20 protein-coding genes are annotated in these 24156 nt (G+C 68.4%); 11 read left to right on the forward strand and 9 right to left on the reverse strand.

The window, feature by feature from the left end; all coding sequences use genetic code 11:
- Nucleotides 1-14: 14 nt before the first annotated feature.
- Entirely contained in the window at nucleotides 15-500 is a 486-nt protein-coding gene (locus tag STHE_RS00365) for an SRPBCC family protein (protein WP_012870563.1), read from the reverse strand.
- 986 nt (nucleotides 501-1486) lie between these two features.
- Here STHE_RS00365 and STHE_RS18925 point away from each other — a divergent pair.
- Together STHE_RS18925 and STHE_RS00375 are read left to right on the forward strand one after the other, a co-directional pair.
- Entirely contained in the window at nucleotides 1487-1645 is a 159-nt protein-coding gene (locus STHE_RS18925) for a hypothetical protein (RefSeq protein WP_169308164.1), read from the forward strand.
- Nucleotides 1632-1907 (forward strand): hypothetical protein, encoded by a 276-nt coding sequence (locus tag STHE_RS00375; RefSeq protein WP_041398663.1) that lies wholly within the window; start codon nucleotides 1632-1634, stop codon nucleotides 1905-1907. The genes STHE_RS18925 and STHE_RS00375 overlap by 14 nt, the downstream gene beginning before the upstream one ends.
- 16 nt (nucleotides 1908-1923) lie before the next feature.
- Here STHE_RS00375 and STHE_RS00380 read toward each other — a convergent pair whose 3' ends face one another.
- Nucleotides 1924-2271, reverse strand: a complete 348-nt coding sequence (locus tag STHE_RS00380; protein WP_012870565.1) for a YrdB family protein — start codon at nucleotides 2269-2271, stop codon at nucleotides 1924-1926.
- A 248-nt stretch (nucleotides 2272-2519) separates the two neighbouring features.
- Nucleotides 2520-4109, reverse strand: a complete 1590-nt coding sequence (locus STHE_RS00385) for an MFS transporter (protein WP_012870566.1) — start codon at nucleotides 4107-4109, stop codon at nucleotides 2520-2522.
- 343 nt (nucleotides 4110-4452) lie between these two features.
- Between STHE_RS00385 and STHE_RS00390 the strand changes: the two genes are divergently transcribed.
- Nucleotides 4453-5268, forward strand: coding sequence for a histidinol-phosphatase HisJ family protein (locus STHE_RS00390; RefSeq protein ID WP_169308165.1), 816 nt, complete (start codon nucleotides 4453-4455; stop codon nucleotides 5266-5268).
- Between the two features lie 363 nt (nucleotides 5269-5631).
- Here STHE_RS00390 and STHE_RS00395 read toward each other — a convergent pair whose 3' ends face one another.
- From STHE_RS00395 to STHE_RS00410, 4 genes are all read right to left on the reverse strand, one after another.
- Nucleotides 5632-6456: a ZIP family metal transporter gene (locus STHE_RS00395; RefSeq protein WP_012870568.1), complete on the reverse strand. Its 825-nt coding sequence runs from the start codon at nucleotides 6454-6456 to the stop codon at nucleotides 5632-5634.
- A 76-nt stretch (nucleotides 6457-6532) separates the two neighbouring features.
- Nucleotides 6533-8974 (reverse strand): DNA gyrase/topoisomerase IV subunit A, encoded by a 2442-nt coding sequence (locus tag STHE_RS00400; RefSeq protein ID WP_012870569.1) that lies wholly within the window; start codon nucleotides 8972-8974, stop codon nucleotides 6533-6535.
- Between the two features lie 221 nt (nucleotides 8975-9195).
- Nucleotides 9196-9630 carry an IS200/IS605 family transposase gene (tnpA, locus tag STHE_RS00405; RefSeq protein ID WP_012870570.1) on the reverse strand — a complete coding sequence of 145 codons (435 nt, stop codon included), beginning with the start codon at nucleotides 9628-9630 and terminating at the stop codon, nucleotides 9196-9198.
- 317 nt (nucleotides 9631-9947) lie between these two features.
- The gene (locus STHE_RS00410) at nucleotides 9948-11972 is read right to left on the reverse strand and encodes a DNA gyrase/topoisomerase IV subunit B (protein ID WP_012870571.1); all 2025 of its coding nucleotides are present in this window, start codon (nucleotides 11970-11972) and stop codon (nucleotides 9948-9950) included.
- A gap of 266 nt (nucleotides 11973-12238) precedes the next feature.
- Here STHE_RS00410 and STHE_RS00415 point away from each other — a divergent pair, with 266 nt between their 5' ends.
- Nucleotides 12239-12685, forward strand: coding sequence for a CoA-binding protein (locus STHE_RS00415; protein ID WP_012870572.1), 447 nt, complete (start codon nucleotides 12239-12241; stop codon nucleotides 12683-12685).
- 127 nt (nucleotides 12686-12812) lie between these two features.
- On the opposite strand, the gene STHE_RS18930 is transcribed toward STHE_RS00415, so the two are convergent.
- The gene (locus STHE_RS18930; protein WP_012870573.1) at nucleotides 12813-12986 is read right to left on the reverse strand and encodes a hypothetical protein; all 174 of its coding nucleotides are present in this window, start codon (nucleotides 12984-12986) and stop codon (nucleotides 12813-12815) included.
- Nucleotides 12987-13504: 518 nt separating this feature from the next.
- On the reverse strand, nucleotides 13505-14026 hold the full coding sequence (locus tag STHE_RS00420) for a hypothetical protein (RefSeq protein WP_012870574.1): 522 nt from the start codon (nucleotides 14024-14026) through the stop codon (nucleotides 13505-13507).
- Between the two features lie 167 nt (nucleotides 14027-14193).
- On the opposite strand from STHE_RS00420, the gene STHE_RS00425 reads away from it, so the two are divergent.
- The 7 genes from STHE_RS00425 (at nucleotide 14194) to lon (ending at nucleotide 23968) form a co-directional block, all read left to right on the forward strand.
- Nucleotides 14194-15099, forward strand: a complete 906-nt coding sequence (locus STHE_RS00425) for a dihydrodipicolinate synthase family protein (protein WP_012870575.1) — start codon at nucleotides 14194-14196, stop codon at nucleotides 15097-15099.
- Between the two features lie 143 nt (nucleotides 15100-15242).
- Nucleotides 15243-16616 carry a dipeptidase gene (locus STHE_RS00430; RefSeq protein WP_012870576.1) on the forward strand — a complete coding sequence of 458 codons (1374 nt, stop codon included), beginning with the start codon at nucleotides 15243-15245 and terminating at the stop codon, nucleotides 16614-16616.
- Nucleotides 16617-16804: 188 nt separating this feature from the next.
- Nucleotides 16805-17203: a TraR/DksA family transcriptional regulator gene (locus tag STHE_RS00435; RefSeq protein ID WP_012870577.1), complete on the forward strand. Its 399-nt coding sequence runs from the start codon at nucleotides 16805-16807 to the stop codon at nucleotides 17201-17203.
- 177 nt (nucleotides 17204-17380) lie between these two features.
- Nucleotides 17381-18625 carry an MFS transporter gene (locus STHE_RS00440; RefSeq protein ID WP_012870578.1) on the forward strand — a complete coding sequence of 415 codons (1245 nt, stop codon included), beginning with the start codon at nucleotides 17381-17383 and terminating at the stop codon, nucleotides 18623-18625.
- 741 nt (nucleotides 18626-19366) lie between these two features.
- Entirely contained in the window at nucleotides 19367-19858 is a 492-nt protein-coding gene (locus STHE_RS00445) for an acyl-CoA thioesterase (RefSeq protein WP_012870579.1), read from the forward strand.
- A 49-nt stretch (nucleotides 19859-19907) separates the two neighbouring features.
- Nucleotides 19908-21128: an MFS transporter gene (locus STHE_RS00450; RefSeq protein WP_012870580.1), complete on the forward strand. Its 1221-nt coding sequence runs from the start codon at nucleotides 19908-19910 to the stop codon at nucleotides 21126-21128.
- Between the two features lie 392 nt (nucleotides 21129-21520).
- Complete coding sequence (gene lon, locus STHE_RS00455; RefSeq protein WP_012870581.1) at nucleotides 21521-23968, forward strand: endopeptidase La; 2448 nt, start codon at nucleotides 21521-21523, stop codon at nucleotides 23966-23968.
- Nucleotides 23969-24156: the final 188 nt, after the last annotated feature.

Consider the following 24156-nt stretch of genomic DNA (forward strand, 5'->3'; position numbering starts at 1 on the left):
CACGGACACGTCCCTCAGAGCTCGAGTCCCTCCGGCGGGGCGTGGTCCAGCACCACGGACAGGACCACGCCGTGCTCGAGCAGCGCCTTGGCCGCGCATAGCACCTGGTAGTAGCCGCCGGTGGCGTCCGCGACGCGGGCCACGACCTCATCTCCGCTCCCGCTGAACCCACTCTCCGTAACCTGCACGTAGGTGGCCTCCTCCCGCCAGGGGACGAAGCGGAACTCAACCGTCGTGGGGTTCTCGTCATCCCACGTGAAGCGTATCCGGCGGTTCTCCTCGACCTCCTGGACCCGGACCTGGGCCGAGACACCGAACATCTCCCAGTCCCAGCGTAGGACCGCGCCGGGCTTCATCATGCCGGTGCTCTTGGTGAACCAGAACCGGGTCGTGACGGCCGGGTCGGCAAACGCCTGGAACACCTCGCAGGCCGGCCTGCGAATGAGCATCCCCGCCGTCACGTCCGGGATGTGGGTGAGCCGGAGATCGTCCACGGTCATGGCCCCGTCCCCCTTCTGCCGAGCGTTGCCACCCGGCGGTATCGTCGATCGGCTCATAGCGGCCCATCATAGCAAGTCCGACTCGTCGAGGCGGGCTATCGCCTCCCTGGAGTTTGACGAATGAGATGGGTGTCCGCGGTCGGCCTGTGTCCGGGGTGAGTCGCGGGAAGGATCCCACGCCGTGGCGTGTGCCCGGGGCTCAAGCCGCCGGGCTGAAAATGGGAAAGCCCACTGAAGGGGCTGTGATGGCGACATCCCGGCGCATTGGAACCGGCCACCGACCGGACCCAGCGTCCCCAGCCCCTTCAGTGGGCTTTGTTTCTTAGCCCGGTGGCTTGAGCCCCGGGCACATTCCGCGGCGTTGGGATCCCCCCACCACCCGGTCGGCTCCTCGTCCTTAGCCGGCTTTGCTTGTCAGCCCGGCGGCTTTCGCCCCGGGCACACGCCACGGCGTGACGATCCTTCCATCACCCACCTCGTCGCCAGCCTCTACGGCACGGACTGGCAGCGCCAGTGGGAGCTTCTTGCAGAGGCCCAGGAGCTGCTGGGCTGACTGGCGACGGGCGACGGTGGCCGCACGCGCAACATGGTGGGTCGTGCGGCGTTGACGCCTCTCATATTGCGTACACTAGGCATGAGATGCACAATGTACTCACCGCTCAACTGCGCATGAGTAGGGTGCCCGTGGTGCGCGACCTGCCCGGAATCCTCGCGGCTCTCCTCGCCGGCGCGGGCTCTCCGAGGACCGCAAGGGCCAGGCGCTGCGCCGTGGAGTTGATGGCGACGGTCCTCCTTGGCGGGTGTGGCGAGATCACCGGTGCCGCGTCGACCCAGCCACCGGCACAGGCAGGCGACTCGATCTCGAGCCCGGTGGCGGCTCACCCGACACCGACCGTCGACCTGGCCGCGAGCTGCAACGTCAGCGGTGGGGGAGCCATCCCCAAATCGGGACGCTCGGCGAGCTGGCCTGGGCGTCCCACCAGATCGTGGTCGGTACGGTCGTCGAGATCCTGCCGCCGGTCTGGGGTGACGGCCTCAACCCGGGGTACAGCAACTACCGTCCCATCTACACCGACTACGTCGTGCAGGTCGAGCAGCGGCTGCACGCAGGTCAGCTACGACACGGTTCCGATGGCGGCGGGTGATCGGGTGTTGCTGTTCTTGACCGCTCCGGTGCCCGACGCTGAGGAGCCGACCTACTTTCTCACGGGCGTGGGGCAGGGCTTCTGGCAGGTGCGGGACGACGACACGGTGGTCCCCTTCGCCGCCCGCTACAACCAGCACGCCGCGCGCACGATCGCGGAGATCCGCCGCGCGGTTGCCGAAGCCCTGAGCGGCAACCCGCCGACGTCCATGCCGGTCCCGGCCGTATCGCTCAAGGCCGCGCCCCTGGCCTCGGCGGAGTAGGCCCGCCCGGGGGACGCTACCGCGTCTGCTGTCCCCAGACGGCCACCAGCACCCGGTTGATGGCGTAGACCACGCCAAGCGCGATCGCGAGGCCGGGGCGCCCGGCGGCGAAGAGGGCGGCGACGGCCGCGCCGAAGACCAGCAGCTCCAGGCCCAGGCGGACCGGGCTGCTCACCGTCACGGCCGCCTTTGGAGCGACGAACGTGCCCCAGACGATGGCGGCCAGCAGGGGTGCGCCGATGCCGAGCGCCCACCGAGTGATTGTCCCCTCGCCGGTCTGGAAGCCCCAGTAGGCCAGCGCGGCCAAGGCGCACAGCTCCAGCAGGAAGCGCAGCGCGAGGTTGGCGGACTGGACGATCGGCATGCAGCGTTCCTCTCTCGATGCAGGACACGACCTCGCACCGCACGACGCTGGCCCGCAACCGCGTCTTCAGCCCTCACCCCCTGACCCCCTCTCCCAGGTGGGAGAGGGGACGGGGGTGAGGGCGGAACCACATGCCGTCGCCCCTTCGTCCGGGGACATGCCCTAAACATGGGAGCCCCTCCCCCGAGAGCGCCTGGCTCCGGGGGAGGGGCCGGGGAGGAGTGGGGGAGGAGTGGATGGGTTCGTGGCTAGAGGGTGAGGACTGGCTCTTCCTCAGGCGCCTCGACCTCGTCCGCGGCTTGGACCGGCTCCGGCGTGGCCTCTTCGTTCGCGGCCCGTGCCGGGAGGAAGAGGAGGGCGATCGCTGCCCCGACGAGTGTCACGCCCGCGCCGATCACGAGCGTCGTGCCCATGGCGTCGATGAAGGCGATTCGCGCCGCGTTCACCAGGGCCAGCGCTGCGGCCGGATCGGGGAGCTGGGCGGCGACCTCGAGGGCGGCGCCGACCGAGTCGCGGGTCACGGCGGTGACCTCCGGCGGCAGGGTGCTGGCCGGGCCGCGCATGGCGTCGCTGTAGTTCGTCGCCAGCAGGCTGCCGAGCACCGCCACGCCCAGCGCGCCGCCCACCTGGCGAGTGGTGTCGTTCACTGCCGAGCCGACCCCGGCGTTGTCCTTCGGCACCGCGCCCATGACCGCGTCGGTCGCCGGGGTCATGGCCAACCCCATCCCGGCACCGGCCACGATCATGCACGTCGCAACCAGGCCGTAGCCGCTCTCGACGGTCGCGGTCGACATGAGGCCGAGCCCGAGTGCCACGACGGTGAGCCCGGCGGCGACCATGACCTTGGAGCCGAAGCGGGCGGTCAACCGCGCGCTAAGTGGCGCCGCGATGCCGACCCCGACGGCGACCGGGATCATCCGAACGCCCGTCTGCAACGTGTCGAACCCGAGCACGAACTGCATGTGCTGGGTCAGGAAGAAGGTCGCGCCGAACAACCCGAAGAAGACCATCGTGACCGACAGGCTCGCCGCGCTGAAGCGCGGGTTCTTGAAGAGCCGGGTGTCGAACATCGGGTAGGGCACGCGCCGTTCCCAGAGGATGAAGGCGCCCAGCGCCACGGCGGCCACGGCGAACCAGGCGATGGTCGTGCCACTGGTCCAGCCCGCCGACGGTGCCTCGATGATCGCGTAGAGCAGTGCGGCCAGCCCGGCGATCGACAGCACCGCGCCGACCGGGTCGAGCGGCAGCGCCTTCGCGTCCCGCGACTCCGGCACCAGGATCGTGGCGGCGATCAGGCTGACGACGACGACCGGGAGATTGATCAGGAAGATCGATCCCCACGAGTAGTGCTCCAGCAGCCAGCCGCCGAGCACCGGCCCCAGCGGGATCGACAGCCCGTTGACCGCGGCCCAGATGCCGATGGCCTTCGCCCGTTCCGCCGGCGGGAAGACGTTCGTCAGGATCGACAGCGTGGACGGCATGATCAGCGCGCCGCCGATGCCCATCAGCGCCCGCGTGGTGATCAACTGGTTCGCCGTGCCGCTCATCGCGGCCAGCGCCGAGAAGGCGCCGAAGACGCCGAGACCGACCATCAGCGCCAGCTTGCGGCCGAAGCGGTCGCCTAGCGCTCCCGCCGTCAAGAGCAACCCGGCGAAGACCAGGACGTAGGAGTCGACGATCCACTGCAGTTGGCTGGACGTCGCGTTCAGGTCGCGCACCAGCGTCGGCAGCGCGACGTTGAGGATCATGTTGTCGAGGCTGATGACCGCGAGTGCCAGCGAGAGGACCGCCAGCGTCCACCATCGACGCTCATACGTCCGCTGTGTCAGCTCGCTCATGTGTGGGGTCCCTTCCGGTGCCTCGCTCCACATTACCGGCATCAACGGGGCAAACGATACGGTCGGGACCCGCTGCTCTACACTGTCTTGCTCTCCCCGTCCGTCCTGTCTCACCGGACAGGCGAGCGGATGTCCATTAGCCGGGCTGGACCTGTCACATGGTAGAGTCAACGGGATGGGTGGACACGGAGCGCCGGCGGACGCCATGCTGCGTGCCCGCACCATCCCTGGTATCCTGCGTCGTCGGCCCCGCGCAGGGTGACGGGCATCGCGTGGCTGTCGGGGCATACGGTGGCCGCCTGGGACGGCAGGCACGATCACCGGGGCACTGAGGACAAGGGAGGTGGCGGTGGCACACGCCGCGATTCCACACGACTACCATGTCCACACGCTCTTCTCGTTCGACGGCCGCCTGCCGCTGGACACGGTCTGCGATGAGGCGATCGCGCGCGGCATCCCGGAGGTGTGCACCACCGACCACGCCGACTTCGTCCCCGGTGACGACGGCTGCGGGTACTTCCAACCCGCCGCGTTCTTCGCCGAGCTTGAGCGCTGCCGGGAGCGGTACGACGGCCGGCTGACGCTCCGCGCCGGGGTCGAGATCGGCGAGGCGCACCGCTACCCCGCCGAGGTCGACCAGCTCCTCAACGGCCACCCCTTCGATTTCGTGATCGGCTCGCTCCACTACGTGGGCGACGAGTTCCTGATGACCCGTCGCTACTTTGAGGGACGCACCGCCCGGGAGGCATACACTGCCTACTTCGCCGAGTTGCTGGAACTGGCGAAGGTGGGCGACTTCGACGTGCTGGGGCACCTGGATGTCCCGAAGCGATACGGCGTCGCCGTCCACGGGCCGTTCGACGAGCGGGAGTACGAGGAGGAGATCCGCGCCGTGCTCCGCGTCTGCATCGAGCGCGGCATCGGCATCGAGATCAACACCGGCACGACCCGCCGCGCCGGGGTGCCCTCGCCGGGACCGGAAGCACTGCGCTGGTACCGGGAGATGGGGGGCGAGATCCTGACCATCGGCTCCGACGGCCACCGCGCCGAGCACATCGGCTACGCGCTGGATGAGGCCGTCGCGCTCGCCCGTGCCGCCGGCTTCACCCACCTCACCACCTTCGAGCGCCGCCAGCCTCGCTTCGTCCCCTTGCCGTAGGAGTGAGGGATCGCGTGTGACGGCCGCAGCCGGCGGTCCCTCGCTGGCTGTGGCCGGTGCGTTATCTCCGTGTAGGAGCGGACGATCCGGTGTTGCCAATCCTGTCATCGTGAGCGAAGCGAAGGATCTCGCGTCGGAGCCACCACGTACGAGAGAGATCCTTCGACTCCGCCGCCCGCGGCTCCCGCCGCGGACGGCTCCGCGTAAACGTGGACTTACAGGATGGCACTCTCAGGTCCGGATCGCCGGCCGCGAGCGCGATTGTCGTCCCTCTCGGTCGGGAGCGACGGTTGCGGCCGCCGCGTGGGAGAGCGGCCGCTGTGGCCGCCGCACTCCAGAGACGCCTGCGCTCCCGCGTCGTACCTACCCGAGCGCAACGTCGAGGATCATCATGATGATGAAGCCCACGATGGTGCCGCTGGTAGCCAGGTCGGCGTGGCTGCCGCGCTGCGACTCGGGGATCAGTTCCTCCACCACCACGAAGATCATGGCGCCGGCCGCGAAGGCCAGGGCGTAGGGAAGGATCGGCGTGATCACGAGCACCGCCGCGGCCCCGATCGCGGCGGCGATCGGCTCGACCGCGGCCGACAGTTGCCCGTACCAGAAGGCTTTCAGCGGCCGGACCCCCTCCCGGCGCAGGGGCATGGCGACCGCGATGCCTTCCGGCAGGTTCTGCAGCGCGATGCCGATGGTCAGTGCGATGGCGGACGCCAGGGTCGGTCCGGCATCTCCGGTGATCATGGCCTCGGCCGCCGCGCCAAAGGCGACGCCGACCGCCAGTCCCTCCGGGATGTTGTGTAACGTGATCGCCAATACCAGGAGCGTGGTGCGTCGCCAGGTGGTGTGGAGCCCCTCGGCCTTGCTCGCCGGCTGGTCCAGGTGGAGGTGCGGCAGAAGGAAGTCGGCCAGGCGGAGGAAGGCCGCGCCGAGGAGGAAGCCGATCGCCGCCGGCATCCAACCGGGCCGACCTGCCTCTTCCGCCAGCTCGATCGCGGGCAACAGGAGCGACCAGACGCTGGCCGCGATCATGACCCCGGCGGCGAAGCCCAGCATCGCATCGAGCAGCGGCTGGGACATGCGCCGCGTGAAGAAGACCAGGCTGGCGCCGAGCGCGGTGATGAACCAGGTGAGCCCGCCGCCCAGGATGGCCTGAACCACCGCGTTCTGCGCCTGGAACCACTCGGACATTCGGACTGTGTCCCCCGCGTGCTCGCGTCGCTCGACACACAGTGGCGGGTGGTTCGCACCCGCCGTGTGTGGACCGTTATCCGACCCGGGCGATGGTCGCGACGTGGTCGTTCTTGGCGACCTCGAGCAGACGCGAGCCCTTGGTCGCCCGGCCCTGGCGTCGCAAGTCCTTGACCGTCACCTGGAGGGCCTGGCCCCCGGCTGCGCCGAGCACCACGTCGTCGTCCGGGGTGACCAGCGCCGCTCCGGCGATCCGATCACCCTTCGCCAGTGTGATGGCCGCCACGCCCGCCGTCGCTCGGCGTCTGGCCGGGAAGTCCTTGAGCGCCGTCCGCTTGCCCATGCCCTGCGCTGTGACGACCAGCACGTCGCCGTCGCTCTTGGGCGGGATCGCCAGCGCAGTGACCACCTCGGCCCCGGCCTTCAGCGCGATGGCGTTCACCCCCTGGCCGTCGCGGCCGGTGGCGCGCACCTCGTCGTCGGCGAAGCGGAGCGCCTGCCCGTTGCTGGCGATCACCAGGTACTCGCCGCCACTTTCGGAGAGCGTCGCGGCGACGACGCGGTCGTCGCCCAGCAGGCGCAGGTCGTTGAGCCCGGCGCTGGTGATGGTGCGGTACTCAGCGAGCGACGTCTTCTTGACCTTGCCGTTGGCGGTGAACCAGACCACGTAGCGGTCCTCGGTCAGCTCGTTCACCGGGAGGATCGTGGCGAGTGCCTCGTCCGGCTTGAGGCCGAAGACCTTCTGCGCCGGCTCGCCGCTGGACGCCCGCGTGCCGGCCGGCACCTCGTGCCCGCGGCTCAGGTAGACCCGCCCGCCGCGCGTCAGCACCAGCAGGTAGTCGAGCGTCGAAGCCGGGACGATGGCGGCCAGCCCCTCGCCCCGCGCCGTCCGCCCGGCGCGGGCCCGCTTGAACGCGTTCTCCGGCAGCGCCTTGACCCGCCCGCTCTGGCTGGCGACGATCAGGATCGGCCGCTCCTCGATCAGGCTGGCGACGGAGGCGATCTCCTCTTGGCCCTCGCGGTCGATGCGGGTGCGCCGGTCATCGCCGTGCTCCTGGGCGATGGCGGTCAACTCCTCCTTGAGCAGCGCCACCTTCTTCGCCTCGCTGGCCAGCAGTGCCTGGAGCTCCTTGATGCGTTTGGTGAGCTCCTTCTTCTCCTCGGCGTACTTGGCCGCGTCGAGTCGAGTGACCTGCGCCAGCGTCATGTTGGCGATCACGTCCGCCTGGATATCGGTCAGGTTGTACTTGACCTTGATCTTCTCCTTGGCGACGTTCCGGTCGCGCGCCTTCTGGAAGATCCGCACGATCTCGTCCGCATGCGCGGCGCCGATGATCAGCCCCTCGACGACGTGCAACCGCTCCTGTGCCTTGCGGAGTTGATACTCAGCCCGCCGGGTGATGACATCGATCTGGTGCCGGTTCCAGTACCGCAGCAGGTCGAGCATGCCGGTGCGCCGCGGCTGGCGGGCCGGCTGGCCCGGATCGCCGAAGAGGAAGACCATGTTGACGTTGACGGCCGTCTGCAGGTCGGTGAAGCGGTAGAGCTGGTTGAGCACAACCTCGGGCGTCGCGCTCCGCTCCAACTCGACGACGATGCGCGTGCCCTTCTCGTCGTCCGACTCGTTGCGCACATCCGTCACGCCGGTCACCTTGCCGTCGTTGACGGCGTTGATGATCGAGCGGACCAGCCGCGACCGGGAGATGGGCGGGATCTCGGTCACGACCAGATTCCGCTGGCGCAACTCCTCCTCCAGGCGCACCTCGCCCCGGATGACCAGTCGCCCCTTGCCGCTCTCCAGGTAGGCGCGGATGCCGTCGGTTCCGATGATCCGGCCGCCGGTCGGGAAGTCCGGGCCCGGCAGGATCTTCATCAACTCATCGACGGTCATCTCCGGATTGTCGAGCAGCGCGATCGCGGCGCGGATGGCCTCCCGCAGGTTGTGCGGCGGGATGTCGGTGGAGAGGCCGACCGCGATGCCGGAGGAGGGATTGCAGATCGGCGGGATGCGAGCCGGCAGGTAGACCGGCTGCACCACGTTCGGCATCTGCAGGTAGGTCTGCTCGAAGGGGACCGTCTCCTGCTCGATGTCGCGCAGGAGCAGCTCACCGATCGGCGAGAGGCGCATCTCGGTGTAGCGGTAGGCCGCGGCGGCGTCGCCGTCGATCGAGCCGAAGTTGCCCTGCCCCTCGATCAGCGGGTAGCGCATGGTGAAGTCCTGCGCCATGCGCACGGCGGCGTCGTAGACGGCGCTGTCGCCGTGCGGGTGGTACGACTTCAGCACATCGCCCACGACCGACGCGCTCTTGACGGTCGGGCGGTTGGAGCGGTGCCCGTTCTCGTACATGCACCAGAGGATGCGCCGCTGCACCGGCTTGAGCCCGTCGCGGGCGTCCGGCAGGGCGCGACTGGTGACGACCGCCAGGGCGTACTGGACGAAGGCGTCCTCGAACAGGGTCGAGAACTCTTCGGTTTCGATCGTCTCCTCATGCCCGTTGGTGTAGACAGTTGTTGCCATTCGGTCGTGTCCTTCGGTCGTACGGTCGATGTCGCCCATGTTGTGCGGCCCCTGGCTCGGGCATCTTGCGCGTGGGCCCGGTGGTCGACGGATCCGGCGCGGTGGTTTTGGCCCGGTCATGTCGTGCGCTCACCAGGCGGTCAACGGACCCATCGCCGCGGTCGGGGCCCGGGGCTAAAGCCGCCGGGCTGACAAGGCGAAGCCCACTGAAGGGGCTGGGTTCACCGGTGCCGGCCACTGGCGTTGGGGATCTGCGGTCTTGGTAGCTCCTCGATCGTCGGCCACAGCGTCCCCTCTGCGTGATGGCGGCGTTGATCCACGATGTACGCGACGACACGCGGGAGGTGCCGCTCCGCGAACGAATCGACGCTGTATTCGGCCTGCCACCCGAACCCGTCACCGAACTCCTCGTTGATCATCCGCGAACTCGCTCCCTTGATCCGCTGGATTGCCGTGGCTACCGGCAGGGTCGGCGGAATCGAAACCGCGAGGTGAACGTGATCGTCAGTGCCGCCGACTGCGTGAACCATAATCCCGTGACGCTCGGCCGCCTCCCGCAATCGTGCGTGCACGCGCGCTTCCCACTCGGGCGTGATGAACGGCTGGCGATCCCTGGTGGTCCAGACGAGGTGATAGAACAGACGCCAGCGCGACATTGCGTCGTCCCTTTCGCGATCACCGATGCTCGCCCCGTCGGCCACGGCACGAAGCCCGCGAACCCCAGCCCCTTCAGTGGGCTTCGCCTTGTCAGCCCGGGGGTTTACCCCCGGGCACGCGCCACGGTCCTGGATCCGTACACCACCCGGTCGCTACATCCCATAACTGGGCACACACCACACCGCTGGTTCCTCGCACCACCCGGCCGGTGCGCTGTAGACCGGACTCTGGTCGCGGCGTGAGAATCTTCGGATCACCCGCCTGTGCACCCGCACCGGTACGACAGCGCCTAACCCTCGCACCACGCCCGCCGCGCCTACACATCAATCTCCTGGTACTTCCGCGCACGCTGCGCGAGGAAGGTGCGGCGCCCCTCGGCGTTGGTGTCCTCCATCAGTTCGTAGACCATGCGCTCGGCTAGGGCCGCGTCCTCAAGCGTGACCCGGCGCAGGCGGCGGCGTTCCGGGTCCATCGTCGTCTCGCGCAGCTCCCGCGGGTTCATCTCGCCCAGGCCCTTGTAGCGCTTCAGCTCGAACGGACCCTTGCGGCCCTTCATCCACTCGCGCAGCGCCTCGTCGTCGCGCAGCCAGGTCACCTTGCCGTTCTGGCGCACCGAGTAGAGCGGCGGCGCCGCGAGGTAGATGTGCCCGCGCTCGATCAACTGCGGCAGTTCCTGGAGGAAGAGTGTGAGCAGCAGCGCCTGGATGTGCATGCCGTCCACGTCGGCGTCGGTCATGATGATGATCTTGTGGAACCGCAGCCGGGAGATGTCGAACGCCTGACGCGAGCCGGTGCCGATCACCTGCAAGAGGGTGCGGATCTCCTCGTTCTTGGCGACCCGCTCGATGTTGGCGCGAGCCACGTTCAGCGGCTTGCCACTGAGCTTCAGGATCGCCTGGAAGTCGGAGAAGCGCCCCTGGCTGGCCGAGCCGCCCGCACTGTCACCCTCGACGAGGTACAGTTCCGCGCGCTCCGGGTCCTTGGTGTTGCACGGGATGAACTTGTCGGAGATCGCCGCGTCCAGCAGGGCGCCGTTGCGGCGGCTCTTGCCGGTCATGACGAGCCGGGCCGCCGCCTTGGCCGCGTCGCGCGCCTTGCGCCGCTGCTCCAGCGTGCGCACCCACTCCCGCGCCGCGGACTCGTTCGCCTCCATCCAGCGGGTCAGCGCGTCGCCCACGACCGAGCGGACGATCCCGTCGACCCCGCTGTTGGTCAGCCGATTCTTCGTCTGCCCCTCGAACTGCGGGTTGGTCAGCTTGACGGAGACGATCGCGACCAGGCCCTCGCGGATCAGGTCGGCGTCGAACTCCCGCTTCTTGGTGACGCCCAGCCGGATCGCCTGGTCGTTGAGCACCTTGGTCAGCGCCGCCTGGAAGCCGCTCTCGTGCGTGCCGCCCTCGATGGTGCGCACACCGTTAGCGAAGGAGACCACGCGGGTGCGCTCGCCCCGGTTCGGCTGCACCGCCACCTCGATCACGACATCGTCACGCGTCTCGGCGATGGCTACGACCTCCTTGAAGAGCGGCTGACTCTCCTTGTCGCGCGGGCGGAGTTCCTCGACATAGTCGACGAGGCCCCGCTCGGAGTGGAAGGTCTGCTCGACCATCTCCCCGGCGTCGTCGTCCCAGATGCGCAGGTGGTAGGCGATGCCGCGGTTGAGGTACGCGGCGGCGCGCAGGCGGCTCTCGACCACATCCCGCTGGTAGCCCACGGCCGGGTCGGCGAAGATCTCACGGTCGAACAGCCAGCGGAGCTGGGTGCCGGTGCGCTTCGGGTCGCAGGGGGTGATGGTGTGCTTACCGGGCACGCCGCGCGTGAAGGTCTGGAAGAACTGCTGGCCGTCGCGCCAGATGGTCAGTTCCAGCCGCTCCGACAGCGCGTTGATGACGGTGGCGCCGACGCCGTGCAGGCCGCCGGCGGTCTTGTACGCCCCCTGCTCGAACTTGCCGCCGGAGTGGGGCACCGTCATGATGACCGTGGCCGTCGGGAGCGTCTTGCCGTTGATCTCCTTCGGGTCGAACGGGATGCCGCGGGCCTCGTCCCGCACCGTGACCCAGCCGTCCCGGTCGATCTCGACCCAGATGTTCTTGCCGTACCCGGCGATGGCCTCGTCGGTGGCGTTGTCGAGCGCCTCCCAGATCAGGTGGTGCAGGCCGGTCGTGCCGGTGGAGCCGATGTACATGCCGGGGCGGGTGCGGATCGCCTCGATCCCTTCGAGCACGCGGATGTCGGCACCGCTGTAGCCGCGCCCGGCGCGCTCCGTACGCTCCGCCGCTGCGGCAGGCGCCGCGGTCCGTGCCGCCCCCGAGCGTGTGCGTCGTGTCGTTTTCGCCTCAGCCATATCCGCTCCCCGGCCTGTCTCTTAGTTTCTGGTCCGTGGCCGCAATAGGCCCCCACAGTCGTGCTTGATCAGAACTGATGTTCGATTCCGTGACAATTATAGCGTATCGATGCAAGCCCTGCCAACCCCAATTGCGCGAACGTACGCACCTTTCGCCGTCGCGGGTGTGACTGGAAGGCGAAATGGGTCCCGCCTTTCCCGGTGGTCTGGGGCCTGCTAGCATGTCCTGGGAGCCGACTACGGCTCGGAGAGGAGCGCGCGAACGTATGGCCTATGAGGAAGCGGTCGATCTCAGCCGCTACCAGGACCCTGCGACGATCGACGAGATCCTGCGCACTGCGCGCACGATCGCGATCGTCGGGCTCTCGTCAAAGCCGAACCGGCCGAGCTACGGGGTAGCCGCCTACCTGCAGCGCCAGGGCTACCTCATCATCCCGGTGAACCCGGCCGAGCAGGAGGTGCTGGGTGAGCGGGCCTACCCCTCGCTGCTGGACGTCCCGGAGCCGATCGACGTGGTCGATGTCTTCCGCCGTCCAGAGGCGACGCCGGACATCGCCCGCGAAGCCGTCGCGGTAGGAGCCAAAGTGTTCTGGCTCCAGCTCGACATCATCAACCCCGAGGCAATCGCCATCGCCGAGCAGGGCGGCCTCACCGTCATCGTCGACCGCTGCACCGCCATCGAGCACCAGCGCTGGAAGCGATCGCATGGGTGATCTCGTCGTCATAGGCCAATCCGTGAGGGCCGCCGAGCGCTGATACGCTGCGCGCAGGCTGGCATGGGAGCATTTCCATAGTTCGCTCCTGCGCGATGCGGCGGGCGAGATGTCTGTCGCTTGTCTCTTACTCAGGCCGTGGCAAAACGACTATCAGGAAGGTGGCGATTGGGCCGAGGAGCACGGAGATGAGGAACCAGGCACCGCCGCTTCGGTTCTTTCCCTGCGCCAGGCCCGCATTGATCAGCGCTAGTGTGAACCAACCCACCGCATAGCCACCGGGTTGCTCGATTCCCTGCATCTCGACCCTCCCTGATTGGCTCTGATTGAGTATGGTCCACGCTTGAGTCTACGCGCCTTGCTGGTGCTAGCCCCTGGTCTATGCGGTCGGCACGGGCCCGGGGTGCATGGAGTTTGACGAAATACATGGATGTACGCGATCGGCCTGTGCCCGGGGCTAAAGCCACCGGGCTGAAAATCAAAGCCCACTGAAGGGACTGGGACGGGAGCCCAGCAGGATGCCGGACTGGATCCGCCTGGGTGCAGCCATCATAGCCCCTTCAGTGGGCTTACCCCTTGTCAGCCCGGCGGCTTTAGCCCCGGGCACGGGCCACGACGCGGCGACCTTTTCACCACCCACCCCGGGCACGGGCCACGACGCGGCGACCTTCTCACCACCCACCCCGGGCACGGGCCGACCGTGCACATCTAGGTAATTCGTCAAACTCCATGAGCCCCGGGCAAGTGTCGCGGCCGTAGACCCGCTCAACTTGTCAGATGCCGAGGGGAGTGTTGTTGTCAGCCCCGATGCGCCAACCGCTACCCCTGCTCCTCCGGCAGCAGGTACTCCGGCACCGGCTCGGGTGGGAGCGCGGCGACGCGCTCGGGGAAGGTGGCGATGAGCTCGCGGACGCGCTCGACCGGCTTGGGGCTGCGGGCCAGCCGGGCCGCCTCGCGGGCAGTCGCGCTCTGCTGCGTGACCTCGACGAGGAAGCCGCCGCCCAGTGCCGAGGTGTAGATCGCCTCGCCCTCGCGGGTGATCTCGGCCGCCACGTCCCGCCAGCGGGGATGCCCCTGCGGCGCGGTGGCGGTCATCCACCAGGTGAGGGCGATCGTGCCGTCCGGCTCGACGTGCCCTTCGAGGGCGACGCCCTGCCCGGCGTCCAGCATCATCCGGTCGCCCTCGACCGTCGCGCCGGCGCCGATCTCCCGCGCGAGGTCGGCCAGGATCTCCCGGCGCATGGCGACCGTGAGTGTCTGGCGCCGCTCCGTTACCACCGGCGCCTCAGCACCCGCATCTCCGGCGGGCGTCGCGCCGCTTCCCTGCACTCCCGCTGTCATCTGCTTGCTCCATCCGCACTCCGCACCGATGGGCGTCTCTCAGGATGTCCGATTCTACACGTTCCCCACGCTCGCGCTCCGAGTTCGCGTCTGCTGTGCTACGATGCCGCCACGGTAGCAAGGCGGGGTTGCCCCCGACAAGCTGGATACGAGGGAGCACGGTACCGATGAGTGAGCGGACGGCACGCTACCCCGGCGTCTACGCGGCGATGGCGACGCCGCTGACGCCGGACGGGAAGGTGGACCGTGACGGTGTGGGCCGCCTGGTGAACGCGTTGCTCGACGCCGGGATCGATGGGCTGTCGATCCTGGGGTCGACGGGCGAGTGCAACGGCCTGACCCGCGCGCAGCGGCAGGAGGTGCTGGCCACGGTGACGGAGGCGGCGGGAGGCCGCGGGACCATCTTCACCGGTGCGGCCGGCACGGTGGTGGACGATATCGTCGCCGACCTGAAGGCCGCGGACGGGAGCGGCGCGGTCGGGGCGCTGGTGCCGCCCCCATTCTACTTCCCGTTGAATACCGCCGCGGTGATCGACTACTTCCAGTACGTCGCCGAGGCGAGCCCGATCCCGATCATCCTCTACAACATCCCGCGGCTCACCAAGGTGCCGATCGCGGTGGAGGCGGTCGCGCGCCTGGCTGAGCACCCGAACATCATCGGCATCAAGGACAGCAGCGGCGATTTCGGCTACTTCACCGCGGTGGTCCGGGCGGTGGCGAATCACCCCGACTTCACGGTGCTGACTGGCTCCGACAACCTGCTGGCCAGCGCGCTGTTCGCGGGCGGCGACGGGATCATTGGCGCCACGGTGAACGTCGTGCCGGAGGCCGAGGCGGGGATCTTCAAGGCGATGCGCGAGGGGGACTTTGCCACCGCGCAGTCGTTGCAGGGGCTGGTCGCGGCCGTCACCGATGCCTGCCGCATCGGGGTCTTCCCGGCCGCGTTCAAGGCCGCGCTCGCCCTGAAGGGTATCTGTGGCCCGCATATGACCCGGCCCATCCCCGCGCTCACCGACGAGGAGACGGCGGAGCTGCGCAGCCGGTTGGTGGCGCTGGGTGTGATTGAGGCGTAGAGAGAACTGCGTAACTCGTATTGTGTACTGCGTGTTGCGTGTTTCGTGTTCCGTCCTCCCGGGCGGGCTCCGATCGAAGAGGGCCGGGGCTTGTGGCACTACGCAACACGGAATACGCAACACGCAACACGAAAGGAGACCTGATGTCTCTGGCTGAGTGCGACCGTTACCTGGAGGAGCGCGAGCAGGAACACCTGGAGGCGATCCAGGAGTTCTTGCGCATCCCGAGTGTCAGCGCCCTCCCGGAGCACCAGGGTGACGTGCGCCGTGCGGCCGAATGGCTGGCGGACTACCTGCGCCGCATCGGCGTGCCGCAGGTCGAGTTGCTGCCGACCGAGCGGAACCCGGTCGTCTTCGGTGCTTGGCACGTCGATGACGCCCAGCCGACCGCGATGATCTACGGCCACTACGACGTCCAGCCGCCTGACCCGCTCGACCTCTGGACCTCGCCGCCGTTCGAGCCGCAGGTGCGAGAGGACAAGCTCTACGCCCGCGGCGCGTCGGACGACAAGGGCAACGTGATGGTGGCGCTGCAGGGCGTCGAGGCGCTGGTGCGCACCCAGGGCCGCCCGCCGATCAACCTCAAGTTCTTCTTCGAGGGCGAGGAGGAGATCGGCAGCCCCAGCCTGCCCGCCTTCATGCCCAACCACCGGGAGAAGCTCGCCTGCGACTTCATCATCAGCGCCGACGGCGGGCAGCCCTCGCTCGATCAGCCGGGGGTGACGCTCACCGCCAAGGGGATTGCGGCCTGCCAGGTGAACGTGCGTACTGCCGACACCGACCTGCACTCCGGGATGTTCGGCGCTGCTGTGCCCAACGCGGCACAGGTCACCGCCCACCTGGCCGCGTCGTTCCACACGCCCGACGGGCGCGTCGCGGTCGAGGGCTTCTACGACCGGGTGCGGGAGTTGAGCGAGGAGGAGCGCGCCGAACTGGCGGCCGCGCAGGCCAGCGCCGGCCCCTATTGGGAGAAGGTGGGCGCGCCTGCCCTCTGGGGCGAGCCCGGCTACAGCCCGGGTGAGCGCGTGGCGGCCCGCCCCACGCTCGACATCAACGGCATCTGGAGCGGGTTCCAGGGCGAGGGGGTCAAGACGGTCACCCCGGCCGAGGGCCACTTCAAGATCACCTGCCGCCTGGTCGCCGATCAGGACCCGGAGGAGATCCTGACGCTGATCGAGCGGCACGTCGAGAAGCACTGCCCGCCCTGGGCCACGGCGACCGTCGAGCGCTTCCCCGGCTCCGCCCGCCCGTTCGGCATCCGCCGGGACCACCCGGCGCTCAAGACGGCGATGGAGGTGCTGGAGCAGATCTTCGGCAAGCCGCCGGTCATCGCCCGACAGGGCGGCACGATCCCGGTCGCCGAGATCTTCCAACGCGAGCTGGGTGCCGATATGGTCTTCTTCGCCTTCGGCACGCCGGACGGCAACGTCCACGCGCCCAACGAGTCGATGCGGCTGGAGAGCATGCGCCGCGGCCGCCGTGCCTACTGCGCCTACCTGACCGCGCTCGCGAAGTAGTAGCGCGTTCCTCGCGGTCGAGACGGTCAACGAACCGTCTCGACCGCCCCTCCCTCCGCTTTGTCACGACATTGTCGCGACGGCTGGTGATCTGTTGTGTGCCCTCGCCGCTGCCCCGCGGACAATTGCGGTAAGTGAAAGGGCGGGGCGACGTCCCCAAGCCGAGAGGAATGATTGGAGGGAGGGCAATGGCCGTGACGGTCAGAACCGGCGCATACCGTGAGGTGATGACCACAGCACGCGGTCGGCTCATGCGGCTGCGTGAGGACTTGCTACGCCATCGCGCCGAGGTGGAGGAGTCGCTGGCGGCGATGACCGTCAGCCAGGGAGACGAAGGCACCATCGCCACGCATATCGCCGATGCCGCCTCCGACTTGCTGGAAGCCCAGACCACCGTCGGTGCCCTTGCCCGGATCGACGCGGAACTGGCTGAGGTTGACGCGGCGCTGGATCGCCTGGAGCGTGGGACCTACGGCGTCTGCATCGACTGCGGTGAGATGATCGACCCGGCCCGGCTCAAGGCGCTCCCCACCGCCACGCGCTGCCTGCGCTGTCAGACGCACTTCGAGTACCGCACCGGCGCCTAACGCTCGTGCCGGGAACGTGGACGCCCGCGTTCCAGCCCGACGTGGCTGTCTCTAGGGGACGCGGAGCCAGGGGTAGATACCGGTATCCCTTCGCGCCTTGGAGCAGAATGGCGTACACTCGGTCGGTGCATCTCGGCCGGCGGCGCGGGCCGTGGCCGGACGGAGAGGCAGCGACCGATGTCCAGTCCGATCGCCCACCCCGCGGCCTCCCGCGCGGGGACGGCGCTGGTGCTGATCAGCGCCGGCCACTTCATGAGCCACTTCTGGTTGATCACCCTGCCATCCCTGTTCCCGATCCTCGCGGTGGTCTTCCAGGTCAACTATCTGCAACTCGGCTTCCTGATGACGCTCTACAGCGTCACGAGCGCGATCTTCCAGGTCCCATTCGGCTACCTGGCTGACCGCCATGGCCCCAAGCCGATCCTCGTCTTTGGCCTGCTGGTAAACGGCGCCGGTATCGGTCTCTCGGCGCTGGCGCCGAACTACAGCGTTCTCCTCGTGCTGGCGCTCTGCGCCGGAGTAGGGCAGGCTGTCTTCCACCCGGCTGACTACGCCATCCTTTCCGCGCTCTTCAGCGCGGAGCGCGCGGGGAAGCCGTACAGCCTGCACACCTTCACCGGCTTCGCCGGGAGCGCCGCCGCGCCGCTGGCCATCGCGGGGATCACCCGGGCCTTCAACTGGCAGGTAGCGCTGGCCGTCGCCGGGCTACTGGGCATCATCATCGCGGCGGCGGTCGCGCTCTGGCTCCGGGTACCTGCGCCGGTCCGTCCCGCGCCGTCTCCGGGGGCGGAGGGGGCGTCACGCAAGGGGGCGAGTTTCCGCTTCATGCTGAGCCGGCCGTTCCTCCTCCTGTTCGGCTTCTTCGTGTTCACCTCGATGTTCACCGCTGGGTTGCAGTCGTTCCTCCCGTCGACCCTGACCGAGCGGTACGGCGTCTCGCTCGAGACGGCCAACGGGATGCTCACGGCCTTCCTGGTCACCCTCGCCATCGGGGTGCTGGCCGGCGGTGTGCTGGCCGATCGCATCCGCAGCTACGGGCGGGTCATCGCAATCAGCTTCACCGCGAGCACGCTCCTGATGCTCCTGGTCGCCGCGGTGCCGATCCCGGTCTGGTTGTTGCTGCCGGTGTTCGCCCTGGCGGGTGGGCTGCAGGGGATCATCATGCCGAGTCGGGACAAGCTGGTGCGTGAGTCCTCGCCGGAGGGAGCCGCCGGTCAAAGCTTTGCCTTCGTCTCCGTCGGCTTCAGCGTCGGCGGCATCATCTCCCCGCCCATCCTCGGCGAGGTGCTCAACCGCGGCGAGCCGACGCTGGTCTTCTGGGGCCTGGCGCTCTTCCTGGTCCTCGCCACGGTGACGGTGCTCATCCCGGCACGCCAGCCGGCGAAGGACCGCGCCCGCACCGAGGAGCGCGCCTCCGTCTGACCGCGCAGCCGGATTCGTGTCGGCTCCGGGTGATGTCCGTGCGCCGTGGGATGGGGCCAGGACGGGTGGTGTAAGGGGCCTCGTGCCGTGGTCAGGGCCCGGGGGTCATGGAGTTTGGCGAAACAACGTGGTCTACCCGTTAGCAAGCCGCTCCCGCGATGCTGTCATCCTTCGCTTCCGCCGGCCGCCGCTCCGGCGCCGGCCGGCTCCGCTCAGGATGACAGCATTAGGGCGGCTCCGGTGTAACACAGTAATTCGTCAAACTGCATCGTCCCCGGCCGCATGCCACGGCGTTGGGTTCCTTCGATCACCCGTCTCAGACGTGGACGGAGGCGTAAGAGCAGGTATTGTCAGCCTGACGTTCTCTCGCGGGCGCCGCGCACGCGGACCTTTTCCAACCAAGGGGGCGCCCAGGTGTCGCCGCGAGGAGGACACCGGGCGCCTGTACGGGGAGGGAATCCGCCCGACTACGCTGGTGGCCGCGGCGTCGAGCGCCAGGGAAGGGGAGTGATCGGGTCGACTTCAGCATAACCCGCGAACACTCCAACTTCCTTTCGATGCCACACCGTTTTGCTGTTAGTGCTGTCACAAATACTGAGCCGCTGAAAGCGGCGATTGGTCCACGCCTCTCTCCCATCGACAAGCCATGTGAACAGGCCGGGTGTCCCCAAGGACAACGCATGACGCTCTTCCCGCTTCACCCTTGCCCCGTGGGGCATGGTCAGGCTAGGCTGAGGAGCTATGACGACGACGGAGCACCGCCCCGACCAGCCGAATCTGTCACCCCGACCGGTCAGTGACAGCGAGACGACCCTGGCGCAGCTCATGCTGCTAACCGATGCCAACCCGGCCGGGAATGTGCACGGCGGCACGATCATGAAGCTTGTGGACACCGCGGGTGGCATCGCCGCAGCGCGCCATGCTCAGCGGCGCGTCGTCACGGTGATGATGGACTCCATGACGTTCCTCCACCCGGTCTACGTCGGCGACCTGGTCATGCTCCACGCTCGCCTCACTTGGACCGGCCGCACCAGCATGGAGGTCGAGGTGGTCGTCGAGGCGGAGCACGTGCCGACCGGGCGGATCACGCGTACCTCCACGGCCTACCTTGTCTACGTCGCGCTGGACGATGAGGGCCGGCCGACGCCGGTGCCGCCGCTCCTGGTCCAGACTGAGGAGGAGCGGCGTCGCTGGGAAGAGGCGGAGGCCCGCCGCGCTCGCCGGTTAGGATGACAGCCTGCGGGGGGCCGGGCCGCGCGCAGGGAAAGGGAACCCAGCGTCGATGACGTCGGAGCACCGCCGGTTGGTCCTGTCGGTCTATATCCCCACCCTGCTCCTGTCCTTCGGCCAGGGCGTCATGATTCCAGTGCTCCCGGTCTACGCCACGCGCCTTGGCGGCGACTATGGCCTGGCTGGTGTGGTCGTCGCCGCCGCCTGGATCGGCACCACGCTCTTCGATATGCCGACTGGGTTGCTGCTGCCCCGCATCGGCTACCGACGCGCGATGCTCCTGGGGGCTGGCGTGTTTGCGGCCGCCACGACCGCGCTCGGACTTGCCGAGGCGATCCCGGCGTTGATCATCCTTCGCTTCCTCGCCGGCGTGGGAACTGCGTTCTGGGGCCTCTCCCGCCATGCCTTCATCACGCAGGCAGTCCCCCCGGCGGCGCGCGGACGGGTCATCTCGGTCTTCGGGGGGATCAACCGGCTTGGCCACTTCACCGGGCCCGCCGTCGGAGGTCTGATCGGCAAGCTGTACGGCCTGCCGACGGCGCTGATCGTGTCCGGGGCGCTGGCCGGGATGGCGTTCGTGCTCGCGGTCGTCTTCGTCCGTGATCTGCCTGGAACCGCCCCGGCTTCCCGGCATGGCTTGGACCTCTCCGTGCTGCGCGAGGCGGTAGCCGGGAACCACCGGAACGTCGTCGCCGCGGGGACGGCTCAGATCTTCGGGCAGATGATCCGGGCCTCGCGGCAGATCGTCATCCCGCTCTATGCCAACTCCCTCGGGCTCGACGACTTTCAGGTCGGTCAGATCGTGAGTGCCTCGTCGCTGGTCGATGTACTCCTCTTCGTGCCGGCCGGGATCGTGATGGACCGCTTCGGGCGCAAGGCGGCGGCGGTGCCGTCCTTCACCATCATGGGCCTCGGCATGGCGCTCGTTCCCTTCACCGAGACGTACTGGACCCTGATGGCCGCCGCGCTGCTGCTCGGTTTCGGCAATGGGATTGGCTCCGGCACGATGATGACGCTTGGCGCCGATCTCGCGCCCCCGGGGCGCACGGGGGAGTTCCTCGGCATCTGGCGCTTCATCGGGGATACCGGACAAGCGATCGCGCCGCTGGCCGTGGGGCAGCTTGCCAACCTGATCGGCCTGGCGCTCACCGCCGGAGCTACCGCGGGGCTGGGCCTGCTCGCCGCCGGAACCTTGACCTTCTTCGTTCGCGAGACGCACCAGGCACGCGCGGCGGGTCGGACCGGTCTGGCCCGACCGGCCAAACGCGCGTGATCGCTCTTGCCGCGCCATTGATGCCATTCAGTCACCGATCGGGGTATCGTACGTTCTAGATTGAGAGCACTGATGCTTGACGTGGAGACGACCGGCCGAGTCGGAGAAGCGGGCTTTCGGGTCGCCCTGCAGACTGGGTTTGTGTCTCCCGGTCACGTACACTGTGGGTGCCGGGGGCGGCCGATGGGGGATCGGCCGGTGGCACCCGTTTCAACTTCGTGACATAATGAACAAGTCCGGGTGTCTTCCCGGGGACGAGCGTGGTAGGATAGCGATATCGCAGAACCGGTTTGAGGCGCGCTGTCCCTTGCCGGAGCTTTGGCCCCGGCGCTCTTGGCGCCCCCGCCGGACTGCCCACACTCGAACAAACCTGGTGGAAGAGGACTTCATCTATGGTCAGCCGCTACGACATGTACTCGGTGCGCTACCCACTGCTGCCGCTCAAGAACGTGGTGATCTTCCCGCGCAACGTGGTCACCCTCCTCGTCGGCAGAACGCGCTCGATCCAGGCGGTGGAGGAGGCCATGAGCCGCGACCGCCGGATCGTGGTGGTGGCGCACCGGGACGCTTCGGTCGACGATCCGCGCCCGGACGACCTGTATCAGATCGGGACCCTGGCCGAGATCGTCTCGATCGAGCATCAGCAGGGCGGCAATATCCAGGTGGCGCTGGAAGGGCTCTCACGGGTTGAGATCCTGCAGTTCGATGGACCGCGCCCGTTCTACACCGTCCGGGCCGAGCCGGCGGTGGAGCGGGTGACTCTGACCCCCGAGGCCCAGGCCCTGGTCCACTACGTTCGGGACCTGGCCCGCCAGCACCAGGAAGCCAAGAACACCTTCTCCAGCGATGTCATGGAGATGGTGCGGGGGCTCAATGACCCCTCCCACCTGGCAGACCTGCTGACCACGCAGTTGATTCGGGACGCGAGCCAGCGCCAGTCGTTCCTGGAGAACCTCGACCCGCTCAACCGGCTGGAGATGCTGGCGGTGCAGCTCGCGACCGACCTCGACCTGGCGTCGCTGGAGCAGCGCATCAAGGAGCGGGTGCGGGAGCAGATCGACAAGAACCAGCGGGAGTACTTCCTGCGCGAGCAGCTCAAGGCGATCCACGACGAGCTCTCGGGCGAGGGCGGCAATGAGATGGAGGCGCTGCGCGAAAAGATCCGCGCGCGCAAGCTGCCGCAGGATGTCGAAGAGAAGCTGCTGCGCGAAGTCTCACGTCTGGAGCGCATGCCGACCGTCTCCGCCGAGGGCACGGTCGTGCGCAACTACATCGACACGCTCCTGGCCCTGCCCTGGACCGAGATGACCGAGGACAACCTCGACCTCGACCACGCCGAGCAGGTGCTCAACGCCGACCACTTCGGCCTCGATCACGTTAAGGAGCGCATCATCGAGTTCCTGGCCGTGCGCAAGCTGACCCAGGGACGGGGCGCGATCGGTGCCCAGATCCTCTGCCTGGTCGGCCCGCCGGGAGTCGGTAAGACCAGCCTCGGCCGGTCGATCGCGACCGCAATGGGCCGCAAGCTGGTGCGCGTCAGCCTGGGCGGCGTGCGCGACGAGGCCGAGATCCGCGGTCACCGGCGGACCTACATCGGCGCCTTCCCGGGCCGGATCATCGGCGCGATGAAGACGGCGGGGACCATCAACCCGGTCATCGTCCTCGACGAGATCGACAAGATGGCGTCCGACTACCGGGGCGACCCGGCCGCGGCGATGCTGGAGGTGCTGGACCCCGAGCAGAACCACGCCTTCAACGACCACTACCTGGACGTGCCGTACGACCTGTCCAAGGTCATGTTCATCGCCACGGCCAACTCGCTGTATGCCATCCCCAAGCCGCTGCGGGACCGGATGGAAATCATCGAGATCAGCGGCTACACGGAGCACGAGAAGATCGAGATCGGCCGCCGGCACCTGCTGCCGAAGCAGTTGGATGCGCACGGGCTGGCGCCCGACCAGATCGAGATCCCGCAGAAGGTCTGGATGCGGATCATCCGCGGCTACACCCGCGAGGCGGGCGTACGCAACCTGGAGCGCCAGATCGCCAGCATCTGCCGCAAGGTGGCGCGCGACGTGGTCGTCAAGGGCCGGACCAAGCGGGTGCGGCTGACCCTGGCGCGGCTGGAGGACTACCTCGGGCCGGAGCGGTACGGCTTCGATCCGAAGATCGGCGAGAGCCAGGTCGGCGTGGCCATCGGCCTGGGCACGACCGAAGTCGGCGGGGAGCTGATCCCGGTCGAAGTCGCGGTGATGCCCGGTCGCGGCTCGCTGACGATCACCGGCCGGGCCGGTGACGTGATGCAGGAGTCAGCGCGCGCCGCGCTCAGCTATGCGCGCTCGCGCGCCGACGCGCTGGGGATCGAGCCCGACTTCCAGGAGAAGCACGACCTGCATATCCACCTGCCCGAGGGCGCCATCCCCAAGGACGGTCCCTCGGCCGGGATTACCATGGCCACCGCCCTGATCTCGGCGCTGACCAAGCACCCGGTGCGGTCGGATATCGCCATGACCGGCGAGATCACCCTGCGCGGCCGCGTGCTGCCCATCGGCGGCCTCAAGGAGAAGACCATCGCCGCCCACCGCGTCGGCATCCGGCGCCTGATCGCCCCGGAGGACAACCGGCGCGACCTGGTGACCGTGCCGGAGCAGATCGCGGCTGATATGGAGTTCATCTGGGTCGAGAACATGGACCAGGTGATCGCCGAGGCCATCGACTTCGGCGCAGCGAAGGCGGATATCGACCCGACGCTGGAGAAGCGGCTGAACGAGAGCACGACCCAGCCGGACGTTGGGAGCCTCACGGACCTACCCGTTCAAGACGCCGTCGCTGGGGCATAACGGACCTCGGGCGCGGGCTGTGCGGCACACAAGGGACCGCGCGGCCCGCGCCTTTTCCTGCCCGGCGTCGCGGCGGCACTTTCCCTCTTGCCATTCCGCCGGGAGTCAGCCAGGATACCGGCGCTCCACGTGTCAAGCTGCCCAGCGTCGTGCGCGTGGAGGAATCCGTTTCTCCTTCCCCCCTGGTG

Origin of the sequence: Sphaerobacter thermophilus DSM 20745, assembly GCF_000024985.1 — a bacterium.
Classification (GTDB): domain Bacteria; phylum Chloroflexota; class Chloroflexia; order Thermomicrobiales; family Thermomicrobiaceae; genus Sphaerobacter; species Sphaerobacter thermophilus.